Annotated in this window: 17 protein-coding genes and 1 other annotated feature; of the genes, 4 read left to right on the top strand and 13 right to left on the bottom strand. The window is 42.2% G+C overall.

The window, feature by feature from the left end; genetic code table 11:
* Positions 1–75 precede the first annotated feature (75 nt).
* Positions 76–1,011, top strand: a complete 936-nt coding sequence (gene rnhC / locus ACFOZY_RS05230; RefSeq protein ID WP_378153018.1) for a ribonuclease HIII — start codon at positions 76–78, stop codon at positions 1,009–1,011.
* A 69-nt stretch (positions 1,012–1,080) separates the two neighbouring features.
* Here rnhC and ACFOZY_RS05225 read toward each other — a convergent pair whose 3' ends face one another.
* The 4 genes from ACFOZY_RS05225 to ACFOZY_RS05210 all read right to left on the bottom strand — a co-directional run bounded on the left by ACFOZY_RS05225 (position 1,081) and on the right by ACFOZY_RS05210 (position 6,576).
* Positions 1,081–1,917, bottom strand: coding sequence for an aminoglycoside 6-adenylyltransferase (locus tag ACFOZY_RS05225; protein WP_378153016.1), 837 nt, complete (start codon positions 1,915–1,917; stop codon positions 1,081–1,083).
* A 126-nt stretch (positions 1,918–2,043) separates the two neighbouring features.
* Complete coding sequence (pheT, locus tag ACFOZY_RS05220) at positions 2,044–4,452, bottom strand: phenylalanine--tRNA ligase subunit beta (protein ID WP_378153013.1); 2,409 nt, start codon at positions 4,450–4,452, stop codon at positions 2,044–2,046.
* A 12-nt stretch (positions 4,453–4,464) separates the two neighbouring features.
* Positions 4,465–5,502: a phenylalanine--tRNA ligase subunit alpha gene (gene pheS / locus ACFOZY_RS05215; protein ID WP_378153010.1), complete on the bottom strand. Its 1,038-nt coding sequence runs from the start codon at positions 5,500–5,502 to the stop codon at positions 4,465–4,467.
* A gap of 39 nt (positions 5,503–5,541) precedes the next feature.
* Positions 5,542–5,770 (bottom strand) — a binding site (T-box leader).
* Positions 5,771–5,811: 41 nt separating this feature from the next.
* Positions 5,812–6,576 (bottom strand): TrmH family RNA methyltransferase, encoded by a 765-nt coding sequence (locus ACFOZY_RS05210; RefSeq protein WP_378153007.1) that lies wholly within the window; start codon positions 6,574–6,576, stop codon positions 5,812–5,814.
* Positions 6,577–6,666: 90 nt separating this feature from the next.
* Here ACFOZY_RS05210 and sspI point away from each other — a divergent pair, with 90 nt between their 5' ends.
* A complete protein-coding gene (gene sspI / locus ACFOZY_RS05205; protein WP_378153004.1) occupies positions 6,667–6,888 on the top strand; it encodes a small acid-soluble spore protein SspI in 222 nt (73 codons plus the stop codon).
* Between the two features lie 226 nt (positions 6,889–7,114).
* Here the strand turns inward: sspI and ACFOZY_RS05200 are convergent, their stop codons facing one another.
* A complete protein-coding gene (locus tag ACFOZY_RS05200) occupies positions 7,115–8,203 on the bottom strand; it encodes a M42 family metallopeptidase (RefSeq protein WP_417281987.1) in 1,089 nt (362 codons plus the stop codon).
* 139 nt (positions 8,204–8,342) lie between these two features.
* Between ACFOZY_RS05200 and thpR the strand changes: the two genes are divergently transcribed.
* Entirely contained in the window at positions 8,343–8,906 is a 564-nt protein-coding gene (thpR, locus tag ACFOZY_RS05195; RefSeq protein WP_378153002.1) for an RNA 2',3'-cyclic phosphodiesterase, read from the top strand.
* An 18-nt stretch (positions 8,907–8,924) separates the two neighbouring features.
* Here the strand turns inward: thpR and ACFOZY_RS05190 are convergent, their stop codons facing one another.
* The 4 genes from ACFOZY_RS05190 to ACFOZY_RS05175 form a co-directional block, all read right to left on the bottom strand.
* A complete protein-coding gene (locus ACFOZY_RS05190) occupies positions 8,925–9,374 on the bottom strand; it encodes a GNAT family N-acetyltransferase (RefSeq protein WP_378153000.1) in 450 nt (149 codons plus the stop codon).
* A 78-nt stretch (positions 9,375–9,452) separates the two neighbouring features.
* A complete protein-coding gene (locus tag ACFOZY_RS05185) occupies positions 9,453–10,124 on the bottom strand; it encodes an SOS response-associated peptidase (protein ID WP_378152998.1) in 672 nt (223 codons plus the stop codon).
* Between the two features lie 22 nt (positions 10,125–10,146).
* The gene (locus ACFOZY_RS05180; protein ID WP_378152996.1) at positions 10,147–12,072 is read right to left on the bottom strand and encodes a DUF2207 domain-containing protein; all 1,926 of its coding nucleotides are present in this window, start codon (positions 12,070–12,072) and stop codon (positions 10,147–10,149) included.
* Between the two features lie 60 nt (positions 12,073–12,132).
* Positions 12,133–12,618, bottom strand: coding sequence for a dUTP diphosphatase (locus tag ACFOZY_RS05175; RefSeq protein WP_378152994.1), 486 nt, complete (start codon positions 12,616–12,618; stop codon positions 12,133–12,135).
* Positions 12,619–12,710: 92 nt separating this feature from the next.
* Here ACFOZY_RS05175 and ACFOZY_RS05170 point away from each other — a divergent pair, with 92 nt between their 5' ends.
* Positions 12,711–13,088: a hypothetical protein gene (locus ACFOZY_RS05170; protein ID WP_378152992.1), complete on the top strand. Its 378-nt coding sequence runs from the start codon at positions 12,711–12,713 to the stop codon at positions 13,086–13,088.
* Between the two features lie 42 nt (positions 13,089–13,130).
* On the opposite strand, the gene ACFOZY_RS05165 is transcribed toward ACFOZY_RS05170, so the two are convergent.
* The 4 genes from ACFOZY_RS05165 to infC form a co-directional block, all read right to left on the bottom strand.
* Positions 13,131–13,421, bottom strand: a complete 291-nt coding sequence (locus tag ACFOZY_RS05165; RefSeq protein ID WP_378152990.1) for a DUF1294 domain-containing protein — start codon at positions 13,419–13,421, stop codon at positions 13,131–13,133.
* Between the two features lie 80 nt (positions 13,422–13,501).
* The gene (rplT, locus tag ACFOZY_RS05160; RefSeq protein WP_378152988.1) at positions 13,502–13,861 is read right to left on the bottom strand and encodes a 50S ribosomal protein L20; all 360 of its coding nucleotides are present in this window, start codon (positions 13,859–13,861) and stop codon (positions 13,502–13,504) included.
* A gap of 35 nt (positions 13,862–13,896) precedes the next feature.
* Positions 13,897–14,097 carry a 50S ribosomal protein L35 gene (gene rpmI, locus ACFOZY_RS05155; RefSeq protein WP_378152986.1) on the bottom strand — a complete coding sequence of 67 codons (201 nt, stop codon included), beginning with the start codon at positions 14,095–14,097 and terminating at the stop codon, positions 13,897–13,899.
* Between the two features lie 29 nt (positions 14,098–14,126).
* Entirely contained in the window at positions 14,127–14,651 is a 525-nt protein-coding gene (gene infC, locus ACFOZY_RS05150; RefSeq protein ID WP_378153204.1) for a translation initiation factor IF-3, read from the bottom strand.
* Between the last annotated feature and the right edge of the window lie 35 nt (positions 14,652–14,686).

Below are 14,686 nucleotides of genomic sequence, written 5' to 3'. Positions count from 1 at the left end.
CTCCCTTTAAAATCCTATTTCCTATCATAACATGAAATAGATTTAGATGTGAATCGCTATGAAAGGACTTAAACTATGAATAATGTAGTCATTCAAATGCCTAAAACAAAACTGGAGGAGCTCTCTTCCTATTATTCTACCAAAAAAGTGGAACGCAAAGCACCTGGCGTTGTGTTCGCCGCAAAATTACCCGACGTCTCCATCACAGCCTATTCTTCTGGAAAGGTTTTATTCCAAGGAAATGGAGCTGGCCGAGAATCCGAGCGATGGGGTCAATCCTTGCCTTCAAAAACGAATGAACCAGTTAGGACTAAAGGCGATCAACTGCCTCTGAATTTCGCTTCTGCTTCGGTCCTCGGTTCGGATGAAACAGGGACAGGCGATTTCTTTGGTCCCGTTACTGTAGCTGCATGCTATGTACGAAAAGACCAAATTGAACTCATTAAAGAGTTAGGTGTCAAAGACTCCAAAATGCTGACGGACGATATGATGAGAAAAATTGCACCTGACTTGGCCACAACCTTGACACATAGTGTGTTAACTCTTAAAAACGAAAAATATAATAACGTCCAAGCCCTTGGCTGGAGCCAAGGAAAGATCAAAGCGCTTCTCCATAACCAGGCGTTAAAGCATGTTCTCAATAAAATCTCTCCTGAGAAACCGGACTATATCTTAATCGACCAGTTTGCTGAGCGTGGAATATACTACAATCACATTAAACAGGAGTCCGAAATCATTCGGGAAAATGTACTGTTCTCAACGAAAGCTGAACAGCTTCATGTTTCTGTTGCTGCAGCATCCATTCTTGCACGGGTGGCTTTTCTTAAAGAGATGGACAGGTTAAGTGAGATGGCAGGTTTGGAGTTGCCAAAAGGTGCAGGACCGAAAGTAGATCAAATCGCTGCTCGGATTTTGCTGAAGCAAGGTGCGGACTCGTTAAAATCTATGACAAAATGGCATTTTGCAAATACCAAAAAAGCTGCTGATTTACTGCATAAGAAAAGGAACTAATTTTTGAGTTTGAAACTATTAAGCATCTGCCATCACTCTTGATGGCAGATGCTTTTATGGTTTTATGTTTTACAGGACCATTCCAATACACTGATCGATTAGTTCCTCGCGGGTCTCGATTACAACTTTTTCACTCAACGATTTATTCAATGTCTTAAATTCAGGAACAATTTTTCTTAATACGTCCATAATCCTGTCAGGATGACGAAAGCTTTCCCAGCTTTTTAATATGCTGAGTTGTTCTGGGGATAACTTACTCCGTTCTCCCTCGATTTTGGACCACACCCCATATGAACTATCCAAATGCTCGTCCATTTCCATATACCATCCAAGAGCCATCAACCAACGGACTCGATCTAAATTGGATAAGGCATAGTAATACTCTTTTCTCCTGACCGCCCGATATGTTTCATGAATAAAAGCTAATACTTTCCCTCTCCAAAATTCCACTTCCTCTGAGGTGGATTTGTAAACGATTTTAGAAGAATCTTCGGCTATTTGCTCCAGCACTTCGTTTGGGTCGTACAGGATTTTCATATTCCGAAGCCATATGGAAGGCTTGATTTCATCAATTGTATGGTACCAGCTATCGACTTTAACAAACGAATCGAAATGGGAAACGTCTACGGGACTATAAGGATTGGTATTCTCATGAAATAATACGTTCCCCCATTTTTCCGCCCGTTCCATTTTCCTCATAATAAAATCCGCAATCTTTTCTGGAGTCACAATAGTATGTAAGTCGATGTCTGAAAAACGGTCTGCTTCATTTCGTGACAATGAACCATCCAAGTAAATGGCCAATACATCTTCATCGGAAGTTAAATCAGCCACTGCCCTTTTCAGCAACTCTTCCCTTACGATTCGCAAATGAGCATCCCGATCCTCAAAATGTGGGTCAACCATTCCCCACTCCCCCTTCTACTTTAAAAACTTTTTTCCCCTTCAATTAAATAATATAACAATTAGCCAAAGGATTTAGTTTAGAAAAAAGACGTCCCCCTATCAGACTAAAGGAGACGTCATGTTTGTTTACACGCGGAGTTGTGCGCCCGCTTGTTCTAAAGCTTCTAAAACCTTATTATGTGCATTTACAACTTCGTCGTCAGTCAGTGTACGTTCCGGATCGAAGTAATTCAATGAGAACGCGACTGATTTCTTGCCTTCTTCCATTTTCTCGCCTTCGTAAAGGTCAAAGACTTTCACTTCTTTTAATAGCTTGCCCCCAGCTTTACGAATGACGGATTCCAATTCTCCGGCAGCTTGTGCACGATCGACTACCATCGCAATGTCACGGGAGATCGACGGGAATCGCGGTACAGCCGTGTAAAGTAATGGTTCGACATCGACATTCAAAATCTTCGCTAAATCCAATTCCATGACATACGTTTCCTTTAGGTCACGCGCCTTTTGTTCGGATGGATGCAACTGGCCGATGAACCCGATTCGTTCTCCTGAAAGCAACACTTCTGCTGTTCGGCCAGGGTGCAATCCATCAATCACAGCTTTTTGATAAGAGACTTCGTTACTTTGTCCTAATAACTCGAAGAGACCTTCGACAATTCCCTTAAGTACATAGAAATCTACTGATTTCTGTTCACCTTGCCAACTATGGTCTACCCACTTACCAGTGATAACTGCAGCGATGTGCTCTTCTTCGTTCGGAAGTTCGTCAGCAGTCGTTCCTAAAAAGACTGAACCGATTTCATAAAGGGCAACAGAATCCACTTTCCGAGCTACATTGTAAGTTGCCGCTTCCAGTAAATGTGGAATTACACTTTGACGCAGAGTACTGCGTTCTTCACTCATTGGCATAAGAAGTTCAGTCACTGGAGCATCTTTCAAAGCAAATTGCTGCGCCGTTTCTGTAGAAGCCAACGAATACGTAATTGCTTGGTAAAGTCCGGCACCTTCCATATAAGCACGTACTTGACGGCGTTTTGCTTGGTAAGGAGTTAACCCGCCAGGGACTGCTTCCCCTTCTGGAAGCGTCATCGGAATTTCATCGTAGCCATAGAGACGTGCAACTTCTTCCACGATATCTTCCTCAATGGTAATATCTTGTCTCCTTGTCGGAACTGTTACGTAAAGCATCCCATTCGCCGCTTCAATATCAAATTTCAAACGTTCTAAAATATTCGTCATGTCTTCCAGCGGTATTTTCATTCCAAGACGGTTGTTAATAAAATCCGGAGAGACCACCACGTTCTTCGGTGATTTATCGAGTTCATCAAAAATTACGGAGCCAGCTAAAACTTCTCCGTCAGCCAAATCTGCTAACAACTGTGCAGCTCGTTCTGCGGCAGGAATGACACGATTCGGGTCCACACCTTTTTCGAATCGGGAGCTCGCATCGCTTCGTAAACCATGATCTTTCGACGATTGACGAATTGACTGAGGATTAAAGTACGCAGATTCGATTACAACGGTAGTTGTCCCCTCATGCACTTCGGAATTCGCACCGCCCATCACACCAGCGATAGCCACTGGCTCTTCACCATTCGTAATGACTAAGTGATGTGATTGAAGCGTACGTTCTTGGTCGTCAAGAGTTTGTATTTTTTGCCCTTCGGCAGCACGACGAACTACAATCTCTTTCGTTTTCAAACGATCATAGTCAAAAGCATGAAGCGGCTGGCCGTACTCCATCAAAACATAATTTGTAACGTCCACTACATTATTATGTGGACGTATACCTGCAGCCATCAGGCGTTGCTGAAGCCAAAGCGGCGATTCAGCTACTTTAATATTTCTCACTACTTTTGCCACATACAATGGGTTTAAATCGTTCGCTTCGACATGAAGCTTCAAATAATCCTCTGCCTTCTCGGAAGACTCGGTATAACTAATTTCAGGAAGCTTTACGTCTTCGGATAGAATGGCTCCAACTTCATAGGCTACACCTAACATACTCATGGCGTCGGAGCGGTTTGGCGTCAAGCCCAGTTCAAGGACCACATCGTCTAATCCTAAATAAGCTAACGCATCCTCGCCTGCGACTGCATCTTCCGGCAATACAAAAATTCCATCAGCATAAGCTTTTGGAACAACCTTTCCTTCAATGCCAAGCTCTTGAAGAGAGCAGATCATTCCATTGGATTCTTCTCCGCGCAGCTTTGCCTTTTTAATTTTAAAGCCGCCTGGAAGTCTGGCGCCTGGTTTAGCGACGATAACCTTTTGTCCCTCATCGACGTTCGGTGCACCGCAAATAATTTGCACTGTTTCCTCACCAAGGTCAACTTGGCAAACGTTTAATTTATCGGCTTCTGGGTGTTTAGCTTTCTCCTTCACATAGCCGACAACAATATTCTTTAGTCCTTCTGAACGGTTTATAACAGCGTCAACTTCGATTCCCGAACGGGTAATCTTTTCTGCCAGTTCAGCAGGATCCATTCCATTTGTTTCTACATAATCTTGTAACCATTTTGTTGAAACGAGCATGTTGTTCCCTCCTTAAACCTCTGTCCGGTGGAATTGCGATAAGAACCGTGTATCGTTTGTATAGAAATGACGGATATCTTCAACACCATATTTCAGCATGGCAATCCGTTCAGGACCCATACCGAAAGCAAAACCGGATACTTTTTTCGGATCATAGCCGGCCATTTCCAATACGTTTGGATGAACCATTCCAGCACCTAAAATTTCAATCCAGCCTGTTTTTTTACATACATTACAACCATCGCCACCGCACTTGAAACAAGAGATATCCATTTCAACTGATGGCTCCGTGAATGGGAAGAAGCTTGGACGAAGTCGGATTTCCCGCTCTTCACCGAACATTTTCTTTGCAAATAGATCCAATGTCCCTTTTAAATCACTCATCCGAATATTCTCTCCAACAACAAGCCCTTCGATTTGGGTGAATTGATGGGAGTGAGTAGCGTCATCATTATCCCGGCGGTATACTTTCCCCGGACAAATGATTTTGAACGGCTCTCCATCCTTAATTTCCATTGTCCGCGCCTGGACTGGAGATGTATGAGTGCGTAAAAGAATATCTTCTGAAATGTAGAAGGAATCCTGCATATCACGTGCAGGGTGGCCCTTAGGCAAGTTCAACGCTTCAAAGTTATAGTAGTCTTTTTCAACTTCCGGACCTTCCGCAATTTCATACCCCATACTGATGAACAGGTCTTCAATCTCTTCAATTACTCTTGTTAATGGATGGTGATTCCCCACTCGGACTGGTCTTCCCGGAAGGGTTACATCAATTGATTCTTTCTCAAGCTGCTCCTGGATTGCCTCTTCTTCCAATAAGGTCATCCGTGCTTCCAATTGTGCCGTTACTTCTTCACGGACTACATTGACAAGAGCACCCATTTTAGGACGTTCTTCCGCAGGGAGTTTCCCCATTCCTTTTAGCAAATCAGTAATCGGACCTTTTTTTCCTAAGTAAGCAACACGGACTTCATTCAATTCTTTTACGTTCTGTGCCGCTTCGATCTTACTAATGGCTTCTGTTTTTAGTTGCTGAAGCTGAGCTTCCATCGTTTTTCCTCCTTTACAAATAAAAAAACCCCGCCCCCAAAAAGGGACGAGGAACTTCGCGGTACCACCCTGATTATTGTGCTGTTTCGCACAATCACTTCATTGGAATAACGGTTCTTCACCGGCTCGCCTTTACAGTAACGTACTGGTCCCGGCGGCAGCTAACGGGGTGAACTTCAGTGCTTCATCCACTATTTCTGCTTCCAGTCACGGCAGAAACTCCCTGTAAGGATGTCTGACACATACTCTTCCCGATCATTGCTTTTAATCATTGTATTAAATTTATTATATCCAACTAATTTTCGTTCTTCAACTTTTAGTTAAATTAAACAGTAATACGCCTGTTGCTACGGCAACGTTCAATGATTCGGCTTGTCCCAAAATAGGGATTGTAACGTTTTGATCTGTCATTGTCAGAAGCTCCTCGTCAATACCTGCTCCTTCATTGCCTACAATTAGACCGAATTGGCTAGTGGCTTCGATCTCATGAAAAGGTACCGCGTTTTTCAAAGCGGTCCCATATACAGGGATAGACGAAGCTTTTAAGCGGTTGACCCATGTATACATATTGCCTTTGACAATCGGCAAATGAAAATGAGAGCCTTGGGCTGAGCGTACGGTTTTCGGATTGTATGGGTCAGCTGAACCCTTCCCTAAAACAATGCCATCGACTCCAGCAGCATCAGCCGTCCGAATCATTGTTCCTACATTACCTGGATCCTGTACAGCATCAATAAGTAACACACGTTTCCAGGTCGACTGTTCCTCCTCGGAATATTCTGGCTGGCGGCAGTGGGCAAAAATTCCTTGAGTATGCTCAGTATCAGTCAGCTCTTTTATCAAGTCATGAGTAAGCTCTACGATTTGCAACTGTTCTGTATCCCACCCCGAAGGAATGTCAGTCCCTTCCCGCACGATCAATGTCAGTATTGTGCCTTCCTTCTTTAACGCTTCTTCGACGAGATGGAACCCTTCCACGAGGAATTCAGATGTTTTATCGCGTTCCTTCCGGGTGGACATTAACTTCTTCCATTGTTTAAATAATGAGTTTTGCGGTGATTCAATCCGTTTCAAATGCGTTCAATCCTTTTTGTTTTAAGTTTATCAAAATGATGTATAGGTGGCGAGTATCGAGAACAGAATGGAAGCAGGAGGGATGAAAATATGAATTTTCAAATTCGGGAAGCCATTACAGCCAACATGACCGGAAGTTCACCAGACGATATCCGCGGCGTTGTAGATGATGCCATCAAGCGTGGCGAGGAACATCTCCTGCCAGGTCTCGGTGTATTTTTCGAGAAACTTTGGAACCAAGCCGATGAAAACGAAAAGCAAACGATGTTGAATAGTCTTTCTCAAGTTTTCACGAAAAAGACTACTCAATAAAAGAATTTAAACCTCCCTTTTCAAAAGTGGAGGTTTTTATCATCGTAATGAGCAGTTGTGTTTGTTCTATGAGTAGTTAGCTCATGTCTATGAGCAGTCGGCTTGTTTCTATGAGCAGTTAACCCTCGCCAATGAGCAGTTAACCTTTTCGATGAACACTGAACAACAAATTCCCGATAAGAAATTAATGCCCTTACCGAGAAGGCAAGGGCATTGTTTTTAGATCTTATTCAAACGTAATGCGATTAACTGTGTCGCGGTCTAATTTCTTAACCACTTCAACAATTAGTTTCACAGCGTTTTCAAAGTCGTCACGATGCAAGATTCCAGCATGGGAATGGATATAGCGAGTCGCCACACCAATGGAAAGTGATGGTACACCATTATGGACTAAATGGATGGAACCTGCGTCTGTACCGCCTCCGGGAATCGATTCAAATTGATAAGGGATTCCGTTTTCTTCAGCAGTATCCACGACTAAATCGCGTAAACCTTTGTGAGAAACCATTGAAGCGTCATATAAAACGATTTGAGGTCCATCGCCCATTTTACTCATCGCTTCTTTTGCAGAAATTCCTGGTGTGTCACCAGCGATACCTACGTCAACGGCAAAGCCGATATCCGGTTGGATTTTGGTAGCAGCTGTACGTGAACCGCGTAGTCCGACTTCCTCTTGAACTGCACCGACTCCGTACACAACGTTCGGGTGTTTCTCGTTTTGCAATCCTTGTAGGACGCCGATCGCAATAGCTAAGCCGATACGGTTATCCCAAGCTTTTGCCATTAACAATTTCTCGTTGTTCATAACTGTGAATTCAAAGTAAGGAACAACCATGTCGCCCGGTAAGACGCCCCATTCCATCGCTTCCTCTTTTGAGGATGCACCGATGTCGATGAACATATCTTTGATTTCAAACGGTTTCTTTCGTGCTTCCGGAGGCAAGATGTGAGGCGGTTTCGAACCAATTACCCCAGTAACTGTGTTCCCTTTGCGAGTCACCACTGTCACACGCTGTGCCAGCATGACTTGTGACCACCAGCCGCCAACGGTTTGGAATTTCAAGAAACCTTTGTCGTCAATTTGTGTTACCATGAAGCCAATTTCGTCCAAGTGGCCTGCAATCATAATTTTAGGGCCGTTTTCATCGCCAACCTTTTTGGCGATTAAGCTTCCAAGGCCATCCAATTCAACGCTGTCAGCCAGCGGCTCTATGTATTTTCTAAACACATCACGAGCCTCTCGTTCGTTTCCGGGAATTCCTTTTGCGTCCGTGAGCTCTTTGAGCATCGTGAGCGTTTCGTCCATTTTTGTCATTATTTCGGCCTCCCAAATAAATTAATACAGACCTTATTATATTCTAAATACATAGCGTTTTCAAAATTATTCTCATTTATTTAGAATGAATTTAGAAGTACCTAACATGATAACGAGATAGTGAAATGGAGGAGTATATATGGACAAACATTATTTCATAGGGATTCCAATGCCCTCGCAGATTCATTCTATTGCTACATCAAAACAGGAAGAACTTCAGTTAAGACAGTTTTATAAAGCAATTCCATATCCAGAAGATTTGCATATAACGCTACTGTTCATTGGAGGTTTCCCCCAAGAAAAACTTCAACCTATGCAAGAAGTTTTAAAAAGGATTTCTGAACATCACGATTCTTTTACCTTACAGATTACTGGTGTTTCCTCCTTTGGTTCGAATTATACACCCAGAGTCATTTACCTTTCCGTTCTAAATAGCGATCCTTTAAACAGTATAAATCGGGATATTGTAGAAAAAGCATGCATCTTCTTAGATCAATCCAAAAAAGAGAAATTTGTCCCTCACGTGACGATTGCGAAAAAGTGGAAAGGCATTGATGGTTTTAACTTTCAGCAGCAAACATTTTCACCTATCGGAATAGAAATCGACTCGTTCAGCCTTTTTGAAATTAACCCAAGCCGTACACCAAAATATCATCCAGTTGAAACGTATGAACTACAACAAAAAGGACGTCCTTCGCAGTAGCGAAAAGACGTCCTTTACTTATTGAAGCAACATTTTGTGAGTCGATTCCGGAAACTGATCAGTATCCATGAAACCATTTGCCCGATAAAATGCATCCGACTTTGCAGAATCCGTCCGAAGTGTCATTTCATCAAAATTACCTTTCGAGAATTCGGTTATTTCTCTAAGAAGCATGGTGCCAATTCCTTGCCTGCGGGAATCAGGACGTACATAAAAACGGCGTAATCTGCCGATTCTCCCACTGTCAGAAAAAGGGGACTGATTCACTCCACCGATTGCGATCAGCTCATCTGATTCATTCCAAACGCCAAAGAGTGCCTCTCCTTGCTTGTCGAATCTGTTCCTGCCCATATTATAGTCTTCACAAAGTCTTCTAACAAAACGGTATCCTTCTGCTTCGCTTTCCTGGATCAATCGGGAACAGTCGATTTTCTGCAAATCTTCAATCCTTTGAATTACCAATGCCATGCAAAGTCCTCCGTTCATTCATTTTGTCTACCTATTCTATAAATGCTGCGGAATATCCTTCTACTACTTTTAAATAAGTTAACAAACAGGAATAATGAGACCTTCATGATTCGACTTAGGAGAATTCACTTCATTTGAAACAATGAACGTTTCCATTTGTTCTGCATCAAACGGCCTGATCAATCGGTTCAATACTTCAGGATCTTGAATACTCGGGCTAAGCCAGATTTTTTCACTTTCCGGTTTAAGAATGACCGGCATCCGATCATGAATCTGTTCCATGATTTCATTTGCCTCTGTAGTTACAACGGTACAAGAGTGAATGAGGTTACCATCCGGTGACTTCCACGATTCCCATAAGCCGGCTAATCCAAATAATCCTCCATCTTTCATTTTAATATTGATAGGAGTTTTATTTTTCCCATCATGCTGCCATTCATAAAAGGAATCCGCAGGTAAAATGCAGCGCTTTTTACGATAAGCGTTTCGGAAGCTTGGTTTATTTGCAACGGTTTCCCCTCTTGCATTGATTGTTTTGTAACCCATTTTTTCGTCCTTTGCCCATGGCGGGATTAATCCCCATCGAAGACGGCCAAGGCGATTCCGGCGACCGTCGTTTATAATTGCTACTACTTGATGGGACGGTGCAATATTGTAACTCGGTTCATAGATCCCTTCTTCAAATACATCAACCATAAAACGTTCAACAATATCATCCATGCTTGCAAATAAGGTATATCGACCACACACAATTATTCACCTCAATACCCTGTTAGTCGGCTCCTGCTCCGCCGCCATCTCCACCTCCGCTGCCACCAAAGCTTGATCCACCGGCATCAGAACTACTACCTCCTCCGCCACCAGAGGAAATTCCTTTCGTCCACAACCATGACATCGTCAAAACAGAAAGAGGATCTGCCCCCACCGCCAAGGCTGATTGGAGCGGACTCTTGACAGTATTTGAAGTTAACGGTATGTCCTTAGACTTTCTCGATAGTAGATATGCCCGAGTCAACCACTTCTCCCGCTCCTCATAAGAAAGAGAGTCTGGTGGACCGTAACGGATTTCTCGTTTAAACGAACGTATAGCTTCCCTTGCCCTAACAGCACTATTCGATAAGATGTACATCGGTACGGACCAATAAAATAAAACAAAAGCTAGTAGTAGAAGTGCTAAGCCAGTCATGACTTCCTCGTCTACGATTGTCAAAATGGTCACAAACATAATGATGGTATAAAAGAAGATTACCCTTTTTCTCCACCTTTTTAGCCAGAAAAACAATAAAAATGTTATTCCAACAAAAACTGTCCAAATGATTCCGAGATTACTTCGTAAATCTGCATAATAGGATATAGAAGTGAAAAGTGTCACTATTATGGAAGCGCATGTAATTAGTATAGTAGGAATCAAGTCATTTAAGGTACCTGCTTCCTTTAGTTCTGCAACTACTAACCGATACCACTCCCGTTCCCCTTTCTTAAATCTTTTCACTTTCTGATTAAAATGTTGATGGGAACTCGGGTCTTTTTCTTTTCTGGCAGCTCCTGCTGCGTCGTGTAGATGGAATGTCCATTTGGAAGAACCTGACTTTAAGGAGAATAACCATTGGATCATCTTCATTTCAAAAGGTTGTTGCGTTATACTGCCATTTTTCAAACGGAATGAAAGGGTCTCTTCCGCTATTTTCGGATCTCCTTTAAATCGTAGAGCAGCCTTTTCACTCCGCACTTGAACGGCTCCTTGCTCAACCATTGAAAAAAGTCCGGCAAGAAACGCTTTACGATGTGGTTTTCCCGCTTTATCGACAAAGAATAGATAGAGCGGATCTGTCAGTATAACTGCATCTGCAGAACCTTTCCTCCAGAAATGGCGCTGTGGTGGTAAAAAGAAGAATAAGACCGATATAACGAGTAAACTAATTATAATTTTTGAAATCATGAAAGGAAGACGTTCAATTAGAGAAAGCCGATTTTGCATAGTCGATAGTTCATCTTTTGCTTTTCGAACTGCTTCCCCATAACTTACTTCCGACTTCCCCTTCACTTGTTCAGTCATGACTGAGGACGGGAAAAAGAAACTTGTCTTTGTTTCCGTATACGCTTGCGATAAAGAAGTGAAAAAACGGATTCCAAATTCTGCTTTCACATTCTCTTTTCCATTACGATCAAAGAGGACTCCCTCAAAGTTAGTGGGGTTCACACTCTCTGGTAGAATGAAATCGATCGTGACATTGGAATAATTTTGGTCGTGTGCAGTACCATCGTCAAAATACGTAATATCCAGCTCGCTATAATCCTTATAAGAGCGAACCGCATCCTTCATTTGGTAGATATAAAGCACGGAGTACTCCGTATTAGTTGCCTCGATATTCGTCGTAAAGCTTCCTTCCTTTCCGGTTACAGAAAGCTTCATTAAATCGGAGCCTTCGATAAAACCAGGCTCAGCATTCTTCTTTTTGACTTGATATGCCTCAAATTTATCAATCTGGTTGGCATGTTTTTCCGGAAAAGAGCGAGATAAAGTCGAAAATGTCCCGTCAAGCGTATAGGTGAAGACTTCATTGACAAGCAACTCACCATTTGGCTGAATCCATGATTTAATATGTACACGGTCAATTGAAAAAGACTTAGCCGATACCGCGTTACCCGTTGAAAGTAAGATAATCAGAACGAGTACTGAACACAGGATTTTCTTCACTGTTATCCACCTCACTTTTATCTATATACGGAAGGTGATCATTAAGGTTTCATTTCCCTTTTAATAACCAGTTCGCTGGCGCTCATAGTTCTTTTCGTTTTTTTGAATGTAAGCATGGATGATTTCTTCATTCTCAAAACCCAATCCTGCAGCGATTGCACTATAGATTTCCCAAACTTTTCGATAATGATCCAGATCAGGATTTCTCAAGAACTTTAGTATCTCTTCCTGTGCAGCTATAAACAGCTCAGTTAAATTACCGGATTGGTTTCCGACTGGCCATTCCTCCAAGTCATTAAGCCCTTTCGCAATTCCAAGTGATAATAAAAAGTGCACGGAATCCACATACTCTTCCAAAATCACTTGGCGTTCTGATGGCCCTTTTGTGCTCCAAAACTTAAAGCAACGGGTTTCATTAGCCAATTCGGCAAGTTCCACTAATAGAGCTAACCCTTTTTCCTTGAAGACATCCGTTTGGATTCCTTGGTTCGACTCAATATAACTGTCTAATTCCTTTTGCATTGTAAACAACTTGGCCAATTTCATAAAAAAACCTCCAAAAATATAAAATATCTTGAAACCATATGATAACTCAATCGTATATGAAGAATGAATGATTGTACAAGGGGGCTTTCAGGTTGGGCTTTTTCATCCGTCTAATCATACTCGCATTTATCGTCTACCTTTTTTACTTAGGAATCAAGTATTTGACCAACCCAAAAAGGAAGCTGGACGACGCCTATGAACGTGGGCAATATTATTTCTATGATGATGTAAAAAATGTAAGAAAGAACTTTTTCATCTCTTATAAAGGAGCATTATTTGAAGGAGAAAAATATTTAGGCACGACTGAAGATGCTTTTGAGGTTGTGTCCATTTTCGTCTGGGTTAAGGATGAAGCGAAGCTACAGGGCTTTACGAAAGAGGACTTCTTGTTTTTAGAGAAAGAAATTAAGATGAACTATCCGGATGCGCAAATCAATTGGAAAAACCCGATTGAAAACTTAATGATGTAAATAAAAAGCTATTGGAAATGCCTTCGGCATCACCAATAGCTTTTAAAATTCCTTCGTACCCGGTAAAGAAAAATCCATTAGCCACAAGACTACTGCTACGGTTAGAAGTGCCAATACAAAAAATCCGATCCGAAATTGGACATGTTTCGTTTTATGTCGAAAGTACATCATTCCGAGATATGCACCGATCCCCCCGCCTAATAGCGCGGCTGTCCATAAGGTTTTTTCAGGAACCCTCTGCCCTTTTTTCCTTGCCTGGCTTTTATCATAGCCCATCATCGTAAATGTCCAAATGGTGGCAATGCCAATCCAAACTAACAAAACAAGCTCCACTCAAATCCTCCTCTAAATCTATGTATATGAAAAAAGCTGTCCCTGTCATGTTCATGACTTAGGGACAGCTTGTTGTTTTCTTAGTTGTTGTAAGACTTTTTAGCTGTTTCAGCCAATTGAGCGAATGCTTTTTCGTCAGATACAGCAAGTTCAGCCAACATTTTACGGTTAACTTCGATACCAGCCAATTTAAGACCGTGCATCAAACGGCTGTAAGAAAGACCGTTCATACGTGCAGCCGCATTGATACGAGTGATCCATAGTTTACGGAAATCACGTTTCTTTTGACGGCGGTCACGGTATGCATATTGCAAGGATTTCATAACCTGTTGGTTAGCAACCTTGTACAATGTATGTTTTGAACCGTAATAACCTTTTGCTAATTTTAATACTCTTTTACGACGCTTGCGCGTTACTGTTCCGCCTTTTACGCGTGGCATATCCATTACCTCCTGATGATGATTCAGATTCTATATTACTTCATGTACGTGATCATTGAACGGATGCGTTTGTAGTCTCCGTTAGAAACAAGACGAGCTTTACGAAGATGACGTTTAGCTTTCGTCGATTTGTTAGCGAATAAGTGGCTTCTGTATGCGCTGGAACGTTTGATTTTACCTGAACCAGTCTTTTTGAAACGCTTAGCAGAGCCGCGGTGAGTTTTCATTTTTGGCATATCGTGTTCCTCCTAAACAATTGGTTCTATTACTTTTTCTCGTTCACTGGTGCAAGCACCAAGAACATGCTGCGTCCTTCCATCTTCGGCGACTGTTCAACTGTCGCTACTTCTTTGCACTCTTGTGCAAAGCGGTCAAGTACACGCTGTCCGATTTCTTTATGGGTAATCGCACGGCCTTTGAACCGGATGGAAGCTTTTACTTTGTCCCCTTTTTCAAGGAACTTGATCGCGTTGCGAAGTTTCGTCTGGAAATCATGTTCATCAATTGAAGGGCTTAAGCGCACTTCTTTGACATTGATGATTTTCTGATTCTTTCGGACTTCACGATCTTTCTTTTGTTGCTCAAATTTGAATTTCCCATAGTCCATGATACGAGCGACTGGTGGCTTAGCTTGAGGAGCCACAAGGACAAGATCCAAATTTACACGAGCTGCAAGTTCGAGCGCTTCATTCCGGGTTTTAATGCCCAATTGATCACCGTTCTGATCAATAATACGAAGTTCACGAGCACGAATGCCCTCGTTTACATACATGTCTTTGCTAATAGTAATCCACCTCCGAGTAGTGTCTCGAATACATGATTTGG

The organism is Chungangia koreensis (assembly GCF_042651785.1).
Classification (GTDB): domain Bacteria; phylum Bacillota; class Bacilli; order Bacillales_A; family Planococcaceae; genus Chungangia; species Chungangia koreensis.
Note: the sequence above shows the minus strand (reverse complement) of the source record. Positions and strands in the feature narration are given on the sequence as shown.

Excerpts from the sequence above, each read along its gene's own strand:
- rnhC (WP_378153018.1), top strand. The coding sequence starts at position 76 with ATGAATAATGTAGTCATTCAAATGCCTAAAACAAAACTGGAGGAGCTC.
- ACFOZY_RS05225 (WP_378153016.1), bottom strand. The coding sequence starts at position 1,917 with ATGGTTGACCCACATTTTGAGGATCGGGATGCTCATTTGCGAATCGTA.
- pheT (WP_378153013.1), bottom strand. The coding sequence starts at position 4,452 with ATGCTCGTTTCAACAAAATGGTTACAAGATTATGTAGAAACAAATGGA.
- pheS (WP_378153010.1), bottom strand. The coding sequence starts at position 5,502 with ATGGAAGCTCAGCTTCAGCAACTAAAAACAGAAGCCATTAGTAAGATC.
- sspI (WP_378153004.1), top strand. The coding sequence starts at position 6,667 with ATGAATTTTCAAATTCGGGAAGCCATTACAGCCAACATGACCGGAAGT.
- ACFOZY_RS05200 (WP_417281987.1), bottom strand. The coding sequence starts at position 8,203 with ATGACAAAAATGGACGAAACGCTCACGATGCTCAAAGAGCTCACGGAC.
- thpR (WP_378153002.1), top strand. The coding sequence starts at position 8,343 with ATGGACAAACATTATTTCATAGGGATTCCAATGCCCTCGCAGATTCAT.
- ACFOZY_RS05190 (WP_378153000.1), bottom strand. The coding sequence starts at position 9,374 with ATGGCATTGGTAATTCAAAGGATTGAAGATTTGCAGAAAATCGACTGT.
- ACFOZY_RS05175 (WP_378152994.1), bottom strand. The coding sequence starts at position 12,618 with ATGAAATTGGCCAAGTTGTTTACAATGCAAAAGGAATTAGACAGTTAT.
- rplT (WP_378152988.1), bottom strand. The coding sequence starts at position 13,861 with ATGCCACGCGTAAAAGGCGGAACAGTAACGCGCAAGCGTCGTAAAAGA.
- rpmI (WP_378152986.1), bottom strand. The coding sequence starts at position 14,097 with ATGCCAAAAATGAAAACTCACCGCGGCTCTGCTAAGCGTTTCAAAAAG.